At 39.7% G+C, this 17,408-nt stretch carries 15 protein-coding genes; 13 read left to right on the forward strand and 2 right to left on the reverse strand.

Translation table 11 applies throughout. From position 1 onward, the window contains the following. Positions 1 to 316: 316 nt before the first annotated feature. Positions 317 to 1,387: an alpha/beta hydrolase gene (locus CWB72_RS03770; RefSeq protein ID WP_212747874.1), complete on the reverse strand. Its 1,071-nt coding sequence runs from the start codon at positions 1,385 to 1,387 to the stop codon at positions 317 to 319. Between the two features lie 474 nt (positions 1,388 to 1,861). Then, complete coding sequence (locus CWB72_RS03775; protein ID WP_138629373.1) at positions 1,862 to 2,704, reverse strand: LytTR family DNA-binding domain-containing protein; 843 nt, start codon at positions 2,702 to 2,704, stop codon at positions 1,862 to 1,864. Between the two features lie 404 nt (positions 2,705 to 3,108). Between CWB72_RS03775 and CWB72_RS03780 the strand changes: the two genes are divergently transcribed. The 13 genes from CWB72_RS03780 to CWB72_RS03840 all read left to right on the forward strand — a co-directional run bounded on the left by CWB72_RS03780 (position 3,109) and on the right by CWB72_RS03840 (position 17,407). Continuing rightward, the gene (locus tag CWB72_RS03780; RefSeq protein WP_138629375.1) at positions 3,109 to 4,353 is read left to right on the forward strand and encodes an efflux RND transporter periplasmic adaptor subunit; all 1,245 of its coding nucleotides are present in this window, start codon (positions 3,109 to 3,111) and stop codon (positions 4,351 to 4,353) included. Positions 4,354 to 4,375: 22 nt separating this feature from the next. Continuing rightward, positions 4,376 to 5,080: an ABC transporter ATP-binding protein gene (locus CWB72_RS03785; protein WP_138629377.1), complete on the forward strand. Its 705-nt coding sequence runs from the start codon at positions 4,376 to 4,378 to the stop codon at positions 5,078 to 5,080. Next, positions 5,077 to 7,476, forward strand: a complete 2,400-nt coding sequence (locus CWB72_RS03790) for an ABC transporter permease (RefSeq protein ID WP_252371492.1) — start codon at positions 5,077 to 5,079, stop codon at positions 7,474 to 7,476. Before CWB72_RS03785 ends, CWB72_RS03790 begins: the two co-directional genes overlap by 4 nt. Positions 7,477 to 7,578: 102 nt before the next feature. Then, positions 7,579 to 8,988, forward strand: coding sequence for a sigma-54-dependent transcriptional regulator (locus tag CWB72_RS03795; protein WP_138629379.1), 1,410 nt, complete (start codon positions 7,579 to 7,581; stop codon positions 8,986 to 8,988). A 30-nt stretch (positions 8,989 to 9,018) separates the two neighbouring features. Continuing rightward, positions 9,019 to 10,332 carry a sensor histidine kinase gene (locus CWB72_RS03800; RefSeq protein WP_171037216.1) on the forward strand — a complete coding sequence of 438 codons (1,314 nt, stop codon included), beginning with the start codon at positions 9,019 to 9,021 and terminating at the stop codon, positions 10,330 to 10,332. A gap of 350 nt (positions 10,333 to 10,682) precedes the next feature. Next, positions 10,683 to 11,234, forward strand: a complete 552-nt coding sequence (locus tag CWB72_RS03805; protein WP_138566762.1) for an LON peptidase substrate-binding domain-containing protein — start codon at positions 10,683 to 10,685, stop codon at positions 11,232 to 11,234. Positions 11,235 to 11,338: 104 nt separating this feature from the next. Next, complete coding sequence (locus tag CWB72_RS03810; protein ID WP_432760864.1) at positions 11,339 to 11,968, forward strand: sigma-70 family RNA polymerase sigma factor; 630 nt, start codon at positions 11,339 to 11,341, stop codon at positions 11,966 to 11,968. Beyond that, positions 11,961 to 12,623, forward strand: a complete 663-nt coding sequence (locus CWB72_RS03815) for a ChrR family anti-sigma-E factor (protein ID WP_138629383.1) — start codon at positions 11,961 to 11,963, stop codon at positions 12,621 to 12,623. The genes CWB72_RS03810 and CWB72_RS03815 overlap by 8 nt, the downstream gene beginning before the upstream one ends. 9 nt (positions 12,624 to 12,632) lie before the next feature. Then, positions 12,633 to 13,598, forward strand: a complete 966-nt coding sequence (locus tag CWB72_RS03820) for a YbgA family protein (RefSeq protein WP_138629385.1) — start codon at positions 12,633 to 12,635, stop codon at positions 13,596 to 13,598. Further along, positions 13,598 to 14,992, forward strand: coding sequence for a deoxyribodipyrimidine photo-lyase (gene phrB, locus CWB72_RS03825; protein WP_138629387.1), 1,395 nt, complete (start codon positions 13,598 to 13,600; stop codon positions 14,990 to 14,992). Before CWB72_RS03820 ends, phrB begins: the two co-directional genes overlap by 1 nt. 2 nt (positions 14,993 to 14,994) lie before the next feature. Further along, on the forward strand, positions 14,995 to 15,426 hold the full coding sequence (locus CWB72_RS03830) for a nuclear transport factor 2 family protein (RefSeq protein ID WP_130253869.1): 432 nt from the start codon (positions 14,995 to 14,997) through the stop codon (positions 15,424 to 15,426). After that, positions 15,423 to 16,160, forward strand: a complete 738-nt coding sequence (locus CWB72_RS03835; RefSeq protein WP_138629389.1) for an SDR family NAD(P)-dependent oxidoreductase — start codon at positions 15,423 to 15,425, stop codon at positions 16,158 to 16,160. The genes CWB72_RS03830 and CWB72_RS03835 overlap by 4 nt, the downstream gene beginning before the upstream one ends. Next, entirely contained in the window at positions 16,157 to 17,407 is a 1,251-nt protein-coding gene (locus CWB72_RS03840) for an NAD(P)/FAD-dependent oxidoreductase (protein ID WP_138566767.1), read from the forward strand. Before CWB72_RS03835 ends, CWB72_RS03840 begins: the two co-directional genes overlap by 4 nt. Position 17,408: the final 1 nt, after the last annotated feature.

Genomic DNA, 17,408 nt, shown 5'->3' on the forward strand with positions numbered 1-17,408 from the left:
TTTAAAAATGCAGTAATGGCTTTTAGTATTTGAGTATATCAATTACTAAGTTTAACTTGGCTGTAACGAATTATCTGTGTATACAAATCTACAAATAACCAAGCTAAAACTTATCAAAAGTGTTGATAAATCAATACTCTCTAATTTAGTCAAATAAAATTTTTACTTTTAAGGAGGGCAATGCTTATCTGCATTACCCATTTTCAGTCAGCCAATAAGGAGAGTTTGTAGATATTTAAGTTCGTTATGCAAAAGTCAGTATCGAATGTTAAAAGGTTGTTTTGTGGCTTTAAGTTTTTACTAGGCATCTGTATCTTCAATAATTAAATGATTTATAAATACAGTCATTATTAAATAAGTTGCTGCGATTAGAATCCGTTAACCCTAGCCATTGATTTATGGTAGGCATAATGGCTGACTGATGCAGCAATAAATGGGTATGCCTTAACCCTTCGAACTTTTTTAATTTATTTTTGGTTGATCCTTGCTTAAATAATAAATAATTCAACTCATAGTTACTCATATTATCAATTCCACCATAGATAAAGAGTACAGGTTTTGTGATCAGTTGAGCCGGAGATACTGCATCAGACGTAACCTCATAAGTGTACCCACTTATGTTATTAACCAGCTTTAAGGCTTTATATTGGTAGTGCAAAACAAGGTCACTGATCCATTTCGGAGACTGTTTGGCAAATTTAGGTATGGTTTGTTCTAGTGAATGCATCGGTGCGATGACCACTAAGTGATTAACTCTGTCATCAACAGAGGCAATGTGAAGACCCGCACTGGCACCCAATGAAAACCCCAAAATATCAAACGTTTCAATTTTGAGTAAGTCCATTAATGCACTGACATCTTGACCTTCTTCAGCGCCAAATGAGACCCAGTTTCCAGTACTATTACCATGGCCACGAAGGTCTGGGATGATCACTTTGTAACCATGTTGAGAAAGAGCGAGTCCATAATTTAGCAGACTATTTTTGTTTCTTCCCCAACCATGAAGCAACACTAAAGTCTTTTGAGGTAGCAACTTTTGACTACTGTTGTTGCATGGCGCTTCAAGCCATTTCCAATGGGTGGCAATTCGCCAAATTTTACCACTTTCATGAATAACGGGTTTGGTTAGATAGTCAAAACCATAATTGTTTGGTTCTATCTCAATGAAGCTAACATCTATACCTCGAGAAGGTAAGTGTATACTTTTCTGCTTCACACCATCGATACTGAGTAGTCCATCATGACCCGAGTTATAAGGGCTAAATTGGCGACTTAACTCATATCCGATTAAAGATTTATTCGGAGCTCTAACCATTTGGTCCGCAATTAAATGACTCATACAAGATGAAAGTGTTAGCAGTATGAGAAGCGTTAAAACTAATAACATACTTAATCTCGAAACTGCGTGTTTACTTTTGGTAAAGTTTTTCATAGATGCAATTAACTTATTGATTCAAATATAAAAGAAACGATCTATTTTTTAAGACTGGTATACAAGCGCTGATCTACGAGTTGGATATTGATGCGGTAAATTGTGTCATGTTAATCAGATGAACCCGTTAAGCTGGACATAGGCGCGATAGAATGCCTGAGTGGATTAAATAAAATATAGAGTGATTGAGTAATTGTACTGCACCAAGACGTACCTGTGCCCTTCTGCTGAGTCAATTAAGTGATCTGATTTCTTTGATTTGACTGAATGTCTGAGTTGTTGAAAAAGCCGCTACTTTTAAAAAGTGGTAAGTGTACAAATTACACGCACGATAGTGCATGTTTCATCTTCAGGAATATAGCTAAGAGGAGTGAAAATCTCTTTCTAAATGAACCGTGTTATTTATAGATTTCAAATATGTATATTGGCTTAAAATTGAGACTTAACATTTTTCATGTAGCTTCGGCTTGCGGGCATGTGTAATCCAGATTTTAAAATTAGGGTATAGTCACCTTTTCCTTTCGGCTCAAACTTATCGATGGCATGAAGGTTTACAATGACTGAGCGATGAACGCGTTGAAAAATTTTAGGGTCTAGCATGTCAACCATGTTATTGAGGGATTCTCTTTTTAAAAAATTACCTTCGTCGGTGATAATTTCAAGATAATCCCCAGCGCCTTGCACAACGCAAATATTTTCAACAGGTAAGAGAAACAGTTTTTTATTACGTTCTAAAGCCATAAACTCTGAAAAAGTTGATACTGACGACATTGAAGATATTGCGTGAGCCACTTTTTCTGCCTCTTCACCGTTTAAAAACTGTAAACCATGTTTGAAAGCAAGATAAAAACTACACCATAACAATGTTACTAAGGTGAAGTTAAGAGAGCCAGAAAACCAACTTGTCCAACTTTCTTGCCATAATATAAAACCACTTTGAGAAGCGCTAATAGGGTTAATTAATAATGTCGTTAATGTGCCAATCAGGTAAGAGAGTATGATGCAAATCAACAGTATATTTAGTGTTTTTTTATTTTGAAATCTATCGAATACTGAAATAAATAAAAAAGTAAAAAGGAAGCCTAAAACACCATAAAGTACATTTCTGACAAGCGCGATTTCAAAGCCCATTTCTTGACTCAAACCCGATAAAAACATCACGAAGGCAGATATGCCCCAAAAAGCGATATGGAATTGCCAGAAGTCTCGACCATAATACTGAGCGGTATGCCTGTTTTTTTTTTTCTCTATGCTTTGCGTGTTTAAACTCAAGAAACTAACCTAAGAGTCAGAATAACATGTAAATATCATCTCATTTGGTCTTGGGTGAAGCAAGTCTGAAGCACCGCATTGAAGCTGCCAGTTACATATAACTTTGGTGCATTGTTCAGGTTTATTTGTTTCCCTAAATATTCAATGTTTTGGAAGGAAAAATCGCCTTTATTGATTTAGCCCGAAACAATTGATGTACCATCCTTTACTGCAAACTTCGGACGTGATGAAGGTTTAAAGTGGGTCAAACGCCGTCGAATCGATTTCGTTAATTCATTTTCGATATCGTAAAAATACAGTATGTCTCCTTCAGCCTTACAAATAAAAAGCTATATAATACATGGTCTTAAAATTTGGCATGTCATTTGTAATACAGCTTCTATACGTCATTGTGAGGATAAATTATGGATGTATTGGTGAAGCCTAAAAGACAATTTAAACGTTTGCATAGTGTGGTGATATTGCTTGGCGTTTTAATTTTTTCGAGCATATGGTTGTTCTTTCAGCCTAGCTATGCACAGCAAGTCAATAAAAAAGATATTTGGTCAGCGTCCGTTAAGCAGGGTGATTTAGCACTAAGCGTATCAGGGTTTGGTCGGTTGAAGTCAAAAAAGCCTCGATTGTTGACAGCCAAAAGTCAGGCAACGGTTGATGAAATTATTTTAAAACCGGGTGCTGAGGTAACCCCCGATAGTGTTATTTTAAAGCTTTCAGATCCGAATATTACCCAATCGGTGCGCGATGCAAAGCGTGCTTACATCGACAGTCAAAACCAGCGTATTCAAACGGATATTAACCAAAAACGCGAATTGCTTGCTCAGCAAGCAGAATTAGCCCGCATCCAAGCTGATCTTGAAAGTGCCGAACTCGAAGCGAACGCACAGAGTCAGTTGGTCAGCAAAGGAATCGTTTCTAATATCGACTATCAACGTACTAAATTACAAGTCAGACAGTTAACTCGACGTTTAGAGATTGAAACTGCTCGCATTACCCAGCTTGAAGCCCTGCATGCAGCCAATTTAAAAATTGCCGATTCTAATATTTTGGCACAACAAGAAGCATTAGATTTAGTACAACAACAACTCGACAGCCTAACTGTTAAAGCGGGTATTCATGGTGTGGTGCAATCACTGAGTGTGGAGCTCGGGCAAGCGGTAAATTTAGGGGAGCAATTGGCTTTAGTCGGCAGTACCACCGATCTCTATGCTTTGCTGAACGTGCCACAGTCAAAAATGCAGTCTATTCAACTGGCGCAAGCGGTAAGCATCAATACTCGTCGTGGTGAGATCTCAGGGGAAGTGATACGTATTGATCCGGTGATCAACAACGGCAATATACAGGTTGAAGTGGCGTTAAACGGCGCGTTAACCGACAACGCACGACCAGAGTTAAACATCGAAGGCACAATTGCTGTGGGTCAATTAGAAAACGCACTGTTTATTAAAAAGCCCGTCAATGTAAAAGCTTTTTCAAATTCGACTTTATTTAAATTAACCGATAACGGCTCGGCCATTGCTACCCCAGTTCAGTTTGGTGCCGCAACAGACGAGCAAATTCAGATACTTGCTGGCGCAGAGCCTAACGAGCAGTTTATTCTTAGTGATATGACTCGCTGGCAAGCACACACCCACATTGCCATTGTTAAGTAAACAGTGCTTAAAGGAAAAAATTATGAGTAACACAAAAATAAAACTAACCAATATCACGAAAAAGTTTGTCACTAGCGAGATGGAAACCCATGCTTTAAGAGGCGTAGAATTAGAGATATTTGCCGGTGATTATGTGTCTATTTCAGGGCCATCTGGCTGTGGCAAGTCTACGCTTCTATCGATTTTAGGTTTGTTAGACAGTGCCTCAGGTGGTGAATATATATTAGCCGGGCATGATGTGAGTAATTTGAGTGTGAATCAAAGAGCAAGTATGCGTAACGAACATATTGGCTTTGTATTTCAGTCATTTAACTTAATTGATGAACTCACTGTTTTTGACAATATTGCATTACCACTGCGCTACCGTGAAAAGGCATTATCTCAGAGTGAAGTAAAACAAAAAGTAGAGGCTTGCTTAGCAAAAGTTGAAATGACGCACAGGGCCAGTCACAAGCCAAACCAGTTATCTGGTGGTCAACAGCAGCGTGTTGCCATTGCCAGAGCATTAGTGAATGACCCTGCAATTTTACTTGTGGACGAGCCAACGGGTAACCTAGATTCTAAAAATGGTGATGCTGTAATGGCAATGCTGGCTGAGCTAAACCGCCAAGGTACCACCATCTGTATGGTAACGCATGATCCAAGGTATGCAGATATGGCCAAGCGCAAATTGCATCTTCTGGACGGTGTGATGGCTGATGAATTTAAAATGGAGTTGGCAGTATGAGTATCTTAAAGCAAGAGTTTAAGCTAGCAATTAGCAGCTTATTGCGCCTGCCAGGCTTTAGTTTAACGGTGATCACAACACTGGCCGTTACCCTAGCTGCACTGGCTGTGGTGATAAACATTAATTATTTGGTACTCACAAAACCACTGCCCTATCCGAATGCTGATAAGCTCATTGTAACCGATCAAAGTGAAACCATTAACGGCGATACCCAGTATGGTTTTCAGATCCTATCGGCGCAATACCATATTTATAGTGACAAAACACTCATTGAAACGATGGCACTGATGAGCCTGCATGGTGAAAAGCTCAGAGACGTAGATGGCACACCATTTTTAGATGGTGCTAGAGTCACGCCTGAGTATTTCTCTATGCTGGCAGTGCCAATGCATCTGGGTCGCCACTTCAACGAAGACGAAGGAGTCAACTTTAAGCAAAGGGTATTGGTATTAAGCTATGATATGTGGCAAGAGCATTTTGGTGCAAATCCAAACATCATTGGCACATTTACCACTGTGGGTAACCATGCTTACAAAATTGTTGGCGTAACGGCGGAGTTGTTCCAACCACCAGAAGTATTTGGCAACTTTCCGCTAGAAGCTTGGTTTAGTTTTGACCAAGAAATTGATGTTACCAATCGCTGGGCGAGTATCACTGGCGGCATTAATGGCATTGCCATTTTAAAAGACAATGTATCGATTGAGCAGGCAAACAAAACACTGGGCGCACAAATAAATGAACTCTATTTAAGTCGTGATGATGTGGCACCAAACACCAGCATTGGCGCCCAATTTATGCCATTAAAGGATAAAATTATTGCCGACAGTGATGAAATGGCTTTGTTATTACTGGCAGGGGTGCTCACCCTCTTGTTCATTGCCGTGACTAACATGAGTAACCTGTTTTTATCTCGAGCTGTACAAAAACAGCGTGTTATGGCGATTCAAGCAGCCATTGGCGCTAAAACTAAACACATTTTTTGGGGCATGTTCAGTGAAACCATTATTCTGACCATGTTAGCCTGTGTATTTGGCTTATTGATTGCGGGCTGGACTATGGTGTGGCTAGAGAGCGACTTACAGTATATGTTCCCACGTATGCAGCGCTTAGCCCTTGACCCTACCACCATTACAGCAAGCTTTATTATTACACTCGTGATTGCCGTCATTATGGCCAAACTGGCGAGTAATCAAGTCAATTACGAGCACCTCAATGAAGCATTACAAAGCAGTGGTAAAGGCACTGGTGCACAAATTTCATCAACGGCACGCAATGTGTTAGTGGCCGTACAAGTTGGGTTGGCGACCGCTTTGTTGCTAGGTGCCACCACAGTGCTCACACCAGCAGTTAAACGCGTCACACAAGACGTGGCATTTAACACCGACAATGTACACTATGTGCGCGTCGATGTTGGGCAAATAAGTGAAGGCTTTTTTGAATTAACACAGCAGTTAAAGTCACAATTTAAAGACCTTCCTCAAGTAAAAGATGTCACATTAACTCGTCTTACGCCACTACAAATGGGGTGGGAAAACTATCTATACGATGCCAAAGATACCATGCTAGGTATTGTCAGTACTGCGCAATTTGATTCAAACACATTTGAGTTACTTGGTATTCCAATGTTACATGGTCGAAGCTTTAGCGAACTCACAGATTCTAATACAATTCCTCAAGAAATCATCATCAGTGAGTCATTAGCTAAGCGCCTATTTAATAGTAATGAGGCTGCCATTGGTCAAACCTTGCAAGCACGGGCAGGTGAGCCGTTGGCTGTTGTTGGGGTTGTGGGTGATATTTATGTCCCTGATCGCCAAGTTGATTATGCGCGTGAGCGATACTATTTACCATTTATACCAAACCCACGCTTTGGTCTAAGTATCAAAACGGATGGACCAATCAGTGATGCCGAAATTCTCGCAACCCTTAAACAAGTGAACCCTATGCTGAGCATCGGCCTTCACCGTACCTTAAATGAACTTCTCACACTCAGGCTGCGTGAGCCAACGCTCATTGCCATACTGACAGTGAGCTTAATTACACTGGCGCTAAGCTTAGCTGCAGCAGGTATATATGGTGTTTTAAGTTACAGCGTACAAATGAGACGTTACGAGCTAGGGATTCACTTATCATTAGGAGCGCACACCGGACAAGTCATAAAAATGGTGATGAAGCAAAGTATGCAGCCTGTGGTGATAGGATTAGTGCTAGGCGGCTTGTTAGCTGGGATAGGGTATTTACTTGGTACTCGGTTATTGGCAATGAGCATTACTGGAGATCTGACAGTTTTGATAGTCGCTTTGCCTGTTATTGCATTGATATCATTGCTAGCTTGTTATTTACCGGTGAAATCAGTGATAGCATCAGACCCAATAAAAGCGCTTAGAAATGAGTAGTGCTTAATAAATCTCAACAAAGCTTAGCCTAGCCTTTAAGACAAAGGCTAGGCTATTATTTCAAAGATAAAAGTAAGAAAGCGGTGTTAACAAGGAACAACCATGTCAGTAGTAAATAACAAACAACATATTTTGATTGTAGAAGACAGGGCTGATATTCGCTTAAGTCTAAGGTTATTGCTTTGTAATCATGGTTTCGAAGTCTTAGAAGCTCACTCTCCGTCAAGTGCTAAAATGGTTTTGTCAGAGCATCAAATTGACCTAATCTTACTCGATATGAACTTTGAGTTCGATACCACATCTGGTGAAGAAGGGTTGGCTTTTCTAAGAGCTCAACAAAAAAAAAGTTTTCCACCAATTTTAGCTATGACTGCATGGTCAAGTGTCTCTTTGGCTGTTGAAGCCATGCAGTTGGGCGCGAAAGATTTTTTTGCTAAGCCGTGGGATAATCATGCTGTTGTGATGATGGTCAAAAAACATCTTGCTTTAGCACAAATTGATCGTCAAGAAACGATTACTCAAAATGAGTCATTGGTTCAACGAAGCAAAAGTGATATTTCATCAACCAACAATACAATATCAATTTTGTGGCACAGCCCACAGATGCAAAAGTTAAAAGCGCAGTTAGAGCGTGTCGCTAAAACCGATGCAACCATATTTTTGCGAGGTGAAAATGGCACAGGTAAAAGCTGTATCGCAGAGTATGTGCACAATTACTCTGCGCGAAATGGTGAGTTTGTTTCTGTTAACATGGGTGCCATTCCTGAAAGCTTGTTTGAAAGCGAGCTGTTTGGACATAAAAAAGGCGCATTTACCGATGCTAAACAAGATAGAGCCGGGCGCTTTGAGCTTGCCAATAATGGTACTTTATTTTTAGATGAAGTCGCGACAATGGGGCTGAATCAACAAGCTAAACTGCTCAGAGTGCTTGAATCAAAACAGTTCGAGCGAGTCGGTGATACGCATACTCAACAGGCGAACTGTCGCATTATTGCGGCATCCAATGCCGACTTTGAAGCCATGCTCGAAAGTGGCGAGTTTAGAACCGATTTGTATTTTAGATTGAACACCATAGAGCTGACGATCCTTCCTTTGAGCGCACGTTCTGAAGACATCATTGTGTTGGCAGAGCACTTCATTGAATTACATGCCAAACAATACCAAGTTAACCCGTTACCTTTAAGCAATTTAGCCGAGAACGCTTTGCTTGATTATTCATGGCCGGGTAACGTTAGAGAGCTCAGTCATATGATGGCAAGGGCGGTTTTAATGGCCGAAGGTGACTGTATCGATGTGCAAGATCTTGATTTTAAAGTGCTGAACAATTCATCTAAGAATGTATCATCGGAAGATGATATTACTTTGATGACCCTTGAGGATGCTGAGAAAAAACTACTTAAAATGGCCCTTGTGCAAACGCACAATAATGTAGAACAAGCAGGCGAGTTACTGGGCATAAGTAAAAGTGCTATTTACCGTCGTTTAGAAAAGTTTGGTATGTCTACTAAGTAAGTTGCTTAATAAAAAATAATGAGCCAGCACATGTTCAAACTAATAAAAAAACTTGTAGAGCAACTAGAGTTACTTTCCATAGAAAGCATACTGACATTGTTTATTGGCAGTTGCTTGTTGGTTTTGTCTGGTCTAACGGGCTTTATCCTTTGGTATAGCTCAGCTACTGTCTTAGTGGTTTGCACTGTCTTGGTGTTATTAATTTGCCCTTTTGCGTTGCTTTGTTGGTTTGTTAAACGGACTTTGCTCAACCCTTACTATCGTTTTTCAGCTGTACTCGAGGCAATAAGAAATGAAGACTATTCTTTGCGCGCAAACCCTAAATTTAATCAAGGCGTAGTTAAATTATTAGCAGATGAAATTACTACTATCTCGGTTGATCTGCAAAACAGGAAATCGCAGTATGATCAACAAGCAGTATTAGTACTCAGACTCATTGAGCAACTTGCAACGCCTATTGTTGTTTTTAACAAAGAGCATAGATTGCATCATGCTAATGAGGCTTTTTCTAATTGGTGTAAGCAACCATGGCAGACCCTCAGGCACACAAGCGCGGACGACTTAGGCTTTATGTTAGTCGATAATAAATGGCAATTAAGGGATGAATCTTTTATCTCAAAATGGCAGCTACGGCATAGTCAATTCACCATGCAAGAGCAGAATTATCAATTGTTGGTATTAACTAACATTGAGCAGGTGGTGTATCACACTGAGCAAGTAGCTTGGCAGAAAATGACTCGCGTATTGAGTCATGAAATCAATAATTCACTGTCACCCATTAAGTCGTTAGCACAAACACTACAAGATATGCTTAAAAGGAATGACGAGTTTGCGAATTTAGATCCGGCTTTACAGGTTATTATTGAGCGCAGTAATGGTTTGATGCAATTTGTAAATCGTTATGCGAATTTAAGTAAACAATTCGATGTTCATTTAGAACCATTCGAGATTACGCCATTATTTAAATCGGTAAGCAATTTGTTTGATTACCCCATTGAGATTAAATGCAGCAAGCTTGAAGTACTTGCAGATAAAGTATTGCTCGAACAAGTGTTGGTTAATTTGGTAAAGAATGCGATTGAAGCGAGCAAATCACAACAACCAATTCAATTAGATGCTTACAAGCAGGGAAAGCAAATTTTTATTGAAGTAAAAGATTCGGGGTCGGGTATTCATAACGCTGATAATTTATTTGTGCCGTTTTATACCACCAAATCGCAAGGCAAAGGTATAGGGCTTAACTTGTGTAGGAATATGATTGAGCAACAAGGTGCAAAACTTACGTTGAGCAACCGCTTAGATGCGCCAGGTGTAGTTGCTCAATGTCAATTTTATCTACATTAGGTATTCTATTTTAGTCTGATTATAACGTCATAAAAATGCTCATCAAGCGCTGCCCGAAGTCCATTTCTAAACGAACTTTGTTAATTGTTGCTTTAATCAATTAACTGTCAAAGCTCCGGAAAAATAAAATTTTAAGATAAAAAAATAACAGATTTAAGTTTCATACCCGCTCTAATGAGATTGGTAAATTAATACAAAGTTGTTAAAACTCTGAATTTTGACTAGATGAGTGATAAATATTAAGTGCTGAAAACGCAAAAATAATGTTCTTCTGATAGCAGGCAAACTTAAACGATCTATTTAAATACTTCTGACGTAAATAAGGACATGAAGAATTATTTGGCCTATTTATGCAACTACCTGTATTTCCTCTACCTGTATTTTTATTACCAGGTGGTGTAACTCGTCTGAGGATCTTTGAACCTAGATATAAAAAATTGGTTTCTATTGCGACCCGAGACCAAGGTTTTGCCTTGACTGTTTACAAGCCTGATACAGAGTTTGAAGTATCAGAATGGGCGGCTTGGGTTGATATCATTGATTTTTATGAAGAAGACGGCATGTTGCATATCGATGTAAAAGCAAAGTCATTGGTGAGTTTGTCTGAGGTTCATTTTGATGAGGATAACCTACGCTTTGCACAGTGCCAGCCAATAAATCATTGGCCTGAGGCGAGCAGTAGTGAAAGTCATATTGCTTTAGCTGATAAGCTTGAAGAGATTTTTTCACTGCATGGAGATATTCAAAGTTTATATTCAGACCCTCAGTTCCAAGACCCAAATTGGGTGTGTGCTAGATTTTTAGAGTTACTGCCACTGTCCATGGAACAAAAAGAAGTGTTTGTTGAACCCTACAGTTTTGATAAAGCTCAAAATTTCCTGCATACCGTTATGTTAGGTTAAATCAGATATATCATCTACACTTCCAGTATCCGCTAAAATTAAATTGATCTATACCTATTCTTCCATCGTAATGAAAGAAAATGCAATTAATGGGTTTAGTCATGGTGAGCACAGAAAATAGGAACACCCATCCTTCGATGAGCACAACGAAACAATCTCAGACTCCAGCCTCTGAAATTGATGGCAAAACATTGTCTTCTTGGTTAATTAGTGTGGCACAAGAGCGTGATAAAAGCGCCTTTGCGAATTTATTTAAATGGTTCTCTCCAAAGATCATTGGTTTTGGTCGTAAGCAGTTTAACAATCCTGTTATGGCCAATGAGTTACTGCAAGAAACGATGACTAACGTATGGCGAAAGGCACACCTTTATAACGTAGAAAAAGGCGCTGCTACTACTTGGATATACACAGTCATGCGTAATATTAGCTTTGATATGTTGCGCAAAATCCAATCCAATCAAGAAGACACCATAAGTGAAGATATATGGCCTTTAGCTGAGGCGCAAAACAGTGATGAACACATGTTTGCAGATCATCTTATGGACAAACAGCTAGAGCAATATCTAAATCGGTTACCTGAAAATCAAAAGCAAGTTGTTCGTGGCGTGTATTTTCAAGAGCTTTCACAAGAGCAACTTGCAAAACAATTAAATATCCCACTCGGGACAGTTAAATCAAGACTGAGACTAGCACTAACAAAACTAAAACAGCACATAGGAGCAAATCATGATTAAGCACCATCCTAAACTAGAGATGCTTGAAAGCTATGTTGCTGGTGAGTTACCTGCATCAGTTAATATTATGATTGCTGCTCACATAGAAATGTGCCCAAAATGTCAGCAACAAGTCACAGAGCTTACAGGTAAAGCAGCAGATTCATGTTTCGATTTCGATACCATAGATGTAGGCGAACTCGAATTACAGTTCGACTTTGATTCATTTATTGATGATATTACCCAAGACACATACATTGAAGAAATTGTTGAATCTGAAATACAAGAAATAACAGTGGCAGATACGCCATACTGTTTGCCGCAAGTGTTAAGAAATATTGAACGTTCAAATTGGATGAATTTAGGCAAATTATCCCGCTCTCGATTTGAACTTGAAGACGGCGATTTACGCATGAGTCTTTTGCATATTGACGCCGAGGGCTCGGTACCAAATCATACACATAACGGCTTTGAGATCACGTTATTAGTCGATGGAAGCTTTGAAGATGAAATGGGTACTTACCAACGCGGAGATTTTATCTGGCTTGATGGCAACGACACTCATACACCCGTTACCAAAGAAGGGTGTTTGTGCTTAACTGTATCTAGCGATTCGCTGCACTTTACCCAAGGGCTTAGCAAATTACTTAACCCGATTGGTAAATTTATTTACTAGGAGATGGTAATGAATACGTTTAACACAGAATTTTCTTCACCAGTTAAAATTGGTATTAGCGCTTGCCTGACTGGTGATAAAGTGCGCTTTGACAAAAGTCACAAGAAGTCTGATTTTTGTATGAATCAGTTAGGTAAATACGTCGAATATGAAAAGTTTTGCCCTGAGGTCGCTGTTGGTTTGCCTATCCCAAGGCCAACCATAAGACAAATAAAATACGATGATCTGATTGCAGTTTCTCGCCCTGATGGCTCTATGGATGTCACAGAAGAGATGACTGATTATGGTCAAAAAGTGTCATCTCGTATTGACCATTTAAGTGGCTTTGTGTTTATGAAAGGCAGTCCTAGTTGTGGCATGTCGCGAGTTAAAGTGTATTACGAGCATGGTAAAGGCTGCGAACACAATGGTGTCGGATTATTTGCAAAGCAGATATTAGAAGCTCACCCTAACTTACCTTGTGAAGAAAATGGTCGCTTAAATGATGCAGTATTAAGAGAAAACTTTGTAACTCGCGTTTTCACTTACAAAAAGTGGCAAGACATTGTTGCTTCCGGGATCACAAAGCACAAACTTATAGAATTTCACAGCCAAAATAAATACTTGGTCATGAGTCATAGTCTGCAGGCATATAAGAGCATAGGCAAACTTTTGGGTGAGTCGAAAGAGCCTTTAGAAGCTATAGCGGAGCAATACATTTCAATGTTAATGGCTGCACTGAAAATTCCAGCGACTCGCCGAAATAACACGAATACGCTTCAGCATTTACAGGGATACTTCAAAAAAGTACTCGATAAAACAAAGAAAGAAGAATTGACCGAGCAAGTATTTGCCTATCGACAAGGCCTAGTACCATTACTCGTCCCATTGACACTCATTAATCATTACCTTCGTGATTATCCTAACGAGTATTTGTCTAAACAAGTGTATCTAAACCCATATCCGGCAGATTTAAAATTAAGGTTTAGCCTGTAATGAGTACCCTTTATTGGATAAGGAAAGATTTTAGACTCGATGACAACCCCGCATTAATACAAGCCCTATCGCAAGGATGTAAACAGGCAATTTTCATCTCTACTCCAAATACCTGGCAGCGGCATAACGTCGCACCTATTCAGGTCGACTTTATGGCGCGTCATTTGGCGTGGTTCGAACAACAACTTAACGCCCAAGGTGTTGAGCTGACAGTGATAAGCGGCAGTGATTTTAATAATCAAATCGATCAATTATTGCGTTTTTGCTCTGCGCATCAAATCACGAGGGTTTTTGCAAACAGCCAGCTAGAAATAGATGAGGTAGACAGAGATAAACAAGTTGCTGCAGGTATTGAACTGAACTTGTTTGAAGCCGATGTGATGTTGCCAAAAGGCACTGTACGCAACAAGCAGGGCGAAATGTTTAAAGTCTTTACACCGTTCAAAAAGGCATGGTTGCAAGCGGTTAAACAAAGTGGCTTTGATCAAGGCTATTTAGGCAACCTAGCGGCAGTTGATGTTGAATTTGACGAGCATAAATTTAGTTTCGATTACCCAAAAGCTAATTCGTCAAAATGGCCGTTGGCTGACACTACTTTACGACAAGTTTTACCACGCTTTTTATCTGAAAAGCATGATGATTATGAGCTGTATAGAGACAGACCAGATTTAAAAGCAACCAGTGGTTTGTCTCCTTATCTAGCCATCGGTGCTATTAGTCCAAAACGAGTTTTCATTGAGCTAATTAATCATATGCCAAATGTGCTAGAAGACATGAAATCCCCACAATTTAGCTGGTTGAATGAGTTGATTTGGCGGGAGTTTTATCGTCATCTTTTAGATTCATTCCCAAGCTTAAGTAAAAATAAAGACTTTCAAGAAAAATTTCATGGCTTCACATGGCCAGATAATCAAGATAAATTCGAACTTTGGTGTAATGCACAAACTGGGTTCCCAATTGTTGATGCTGCAATTAAACAGCTTAAACAAACAGGTTGGATGCACAATCGCTTACGCATGATAGTCGCCAGCTTTTTAACTAAACATTTGCTGGTGGATTGGCGAAAAGGCGAAGCGTTTTTTATGCAGCATCTTATAGATGGTGATTTGGCGGCTAATAACGGCGGTTGGCAATGGGCGGCGGGCACAGGGTGCGATGCACAACCATATTTTAGGATCTTTAACCCACTAACACAGAGTGAGAAGTTTGATCCCAACGGAGATTTTATCCGTAAGCATTTACCACAATTAGAAAATGTGCCGACCAAACATATTCACGCACCGCAAGCTTATTTGGCTGCAACAGGTCAAAATGATGTGTACCCCGATGCGATTGTTGATTTAAAAGAAGCAAGAAATCAGGCACTAGAATATTACAAGAATGAGTTATCTTAAATATGTCGAATAATGCCTTGATATCAGATTTTTTAAAGCTGTATAACCAACTTGATAAGTCAAATCTTGAGTTATTAAATGAAGTGTACGCCGATAATATCATCTTTGAAGATCCGCTTCATAGAATAGAAGGTTTACCTGCACTCACAGACTACTTTGCCAACATGTATGAGAACCTAAACCAAGGCCAATTCGAAATCCATACGTCATTTGAACAAGATGACCAAGCAAGTGTGTATTGGGTAATGACTTTTTCACACAAGAAGATCAAACAAGGCCAGTCACTAAAAGTGAATGGCAACACATACCTTGAATTTGAGAATGGCAAAGTTGTTTATCACCGTGACTACTTTGACGCGGGTGAAATGATTTATCAGCACTTGCCAGTATTTGGGACTGTGATTAATTTAATTAAACGCAGGACAGCAGCATGAGTACACATTCTAGAGTCGTTGTGATAACAGGCGCTTCATCCGGAATTGGTGAAGCTCTGGCACTTGAGTATGCTCAGCAAGGTTTTATGGTGTATGCGTGTGGTAGAAACCAAACAAAGTTGAATGCATTAAGTGATAACTCAGTAAACATTACGCCTTGTACTTTTGACTTAAACGATCAAACCGAATTAAAAAATGCCTTGCCAAAAGATTTAGCCATCGACCATTTAATTCTAAATGCAGGTACGTGTGAGTACATAGATAATCCTAAACAGTTTGATGGCGCATTATTTGAAAGAGTGATTCAAACTAATTTGATTTCTGTGGGTTATTGTTTAGAAGCTTGGCTAAAGCAGGTAAAGTTTGGGGGGCAGGTTGGCTTGATGAGTTCAAGTGCCGCCTATGTGCCACTTACGCGCGCAGAAGCTTATGGTGCGTCAAAAGCGGGTATTTCTTATTTAGCTAAGACACTAAGTGTTGACCTTGAACCACAAGAAATCGGCATCAGTGTCATACACCCTGGTTTCGTAAAAACACCGCTTACTAATAAAAATGACTTTGATATGCCCGGCATTATCGATGCTGGTGACGCTGCCAAAGCCATTTTTAAAGGCATGAGCAAAGGCACATTTGATATTCATTTTCCTAAAGGCTTTACGTGGACGCTTAAAGTCTTATCTTTTCTACCATTTAGTCTATGGCGTCCGCTCGCTAAAAGGATGATAAAAACATGAAGAAAATTGCCATAATTGGAAGTGGTATTTCTGGTTTAACCTGCGCTTACTTGTTATCGAAAAAATACGAAATTAAGTTATTTGAAAAGAACGATTATATTGGCGGTCATACAGCAACAGTTGATGTTGAGGTCGATGGTAAAGAGTATGCTATCGATACAGGTTTTATTGTTTGTAACAACAAAACCTATCCAAATTTTTTAAAATTGCTTAGCCAAATTGGCGTTGACTATAAAGATACTGAAATGAGTTTTAGTGTCCATAATGTTCAATCGGGCTTAGAGTACAACGGCAACAATTTAAACTCGTTGTTTGCGCAGCGCCGCAACATTCTAAACCCTAAATTTTGGGGGCTAATTAGAGAAATCCTGCGCTTCAACAAAGCGTGTAAGGCATTACATGCTCAGCAAATAGCCCCTCATTTAACATTGGGTGACTTTTTAGACGAACATAATTTTTCAGATTATTTCAGCCAACATTATATTTTGCCAATGGGTGCAGCCATCTGGTCAACTAGCTTAAAAGAGATGCGTGACTTTGAACTGCGTTTCTTTGTGCAATTTTTCTTCAACCATGGTTTGTTAAATATCAGCGACCGCCCGCAATGGCATGTGATAAAAGGCGGCTCTCGTGAATATGTGAAGCCGTTAACACGTGAATTTGCAGACAAAATTTGTCTCAATAGTGACATAAGTTCTGTAACGCGTAACGAAGATAATGTAGTGGTAAAGCTTGCTGATGGTACTGAAGAGCTATTTGATGAAGTGGTGCTTGCATGCCATTCAGATCAAGCTCTTGCATTATTGGCAGATGCTAACGAACAAGAGCAGCAAGTACTTGGTACTATACCTTACAGTGAAAACCATGTTGTGTTGCATACCGACACCAACATGCTGCCAAAACGCCAATTAGCTTGGGCTAGCTGGAACTACCGTTTAGACAATACTAATATGCGCCCAGCCGCGGTGACCTACAATATGAATATATTGCAGGGTCTGCTAAGTGACACTACCTTCTGCGTGACATTGAATCAAACGGCTATCATAGATAAAACCAAAATATTAAGAGAATTCACCTATCACCACCCGGTGTTTAACAAGCAAAGTATGGCTGCGCAGCAGCGTCGCTCTGACATTTGTGGCAAAAATCGCACGCACTTCTGCGGCGCTTACTGGTACAACGGTTTTCACGAAGATGGCGTGCGTTCAGCACTAGATGTGTGTAAACGGTTCGAGTGTGAGCTGTAGT

Source organism: Pseudoalteromonas phenolica (assembly GCF_005886345.1).
GTDB classification, from domain to species: Bacteria; Pseudomonadota; Gammaproteobacteria; order Enterobacterales; family Alteromonadaceae; genus Pseudoalteromonas; species Pseudoalteromonas phenolica_A.

Coding starts and splice junctions, on each gene's coding strand:
- CWB72_RS03770 (WP_212747874.1), bottom strand. CDS start 1,387: ATGTTATTAGTTTTAACGCTTCTCATACTGCTAACACTTTCATCTTGT.
- CWB72_RS03780 (WP_138629375.1), top strand. CDS start 3,109: ATGGATGTATTGGTGAAGCCTAAAAGACAATTTAAACGTTTGCATAGT.
- CWB72_RS03785 (WP_138629377.1), top strand. CDS start 4,376: ATGAGTAACACAAAAATAAAACTAACCAATATCACGAAAAAGTTTGTC.
- CWB72_RS03790 (WP_252371492.1), top strand. CDS start 5,077: ATGAGTATCTTAAAGCAAGAGTTTAAGCTAGCAATTAGCAGCTTATTG.
- CWB72_RS03795 (WP_138629379.1), top strand. CDS start 7,579: ATGTCAGTAGTAAATAACAAACAACATATTTTGATTGTAGAAGACAGG.
- CWB72_RS03800 (WP_171037216.1), top strand. CDS start 9,019: ATGTTCAAACTAATAAAAAAACTTGTAGAGCAACTAGAGTTACTTTCC.
- CWB72_RS03805 (WP_138566762.1), top strand. CDS start 10,683: ATGCAACTACCTGTATTTCCTCTACCTGTATTTTTATTACCAGGTGGT.
- CWB72_RS03815 (WP_138629383.1), top strand. CDS start 11,961: ATGATTAAGCACCATCCTAAACTAGAGATGCTTGAAAGCTATGTTGCT.
- CWB72_RS03820 (WP_138629385.1), top strand. CDS start 12,633: ATGAATACGTTTAACACAGAATTTTCTTCACCAGTTAAAATTGGTATT.
- phrB (WP_138629387.1), top strand. CDS start 13,598: ATGAGTACCCTTTATTGGATAAGGAAAGATTTTAGACTCGATGACAAC.
- CWB72_RS03830 (WP_130253869.1), top strand. CDS start 14,995: ATGTCGAATAATGCCTTGATATCAGATTTTTTAAAGCTGTATAACCAA.
- CWB72_RS03835 (WP_138629389.1), top strand. CDS start 15,423: ATGAGTACACATTCTAGAGTCGTTGTGATAACAGGCGCTTCATCCGGA.
- CWB72_RS03840 (WP_138566767.1), top strand. CDS start 16,157: ATGAAGAAAATTGCCATAATTGGAAGTGGTATTTCTGGTTTAACCTGC.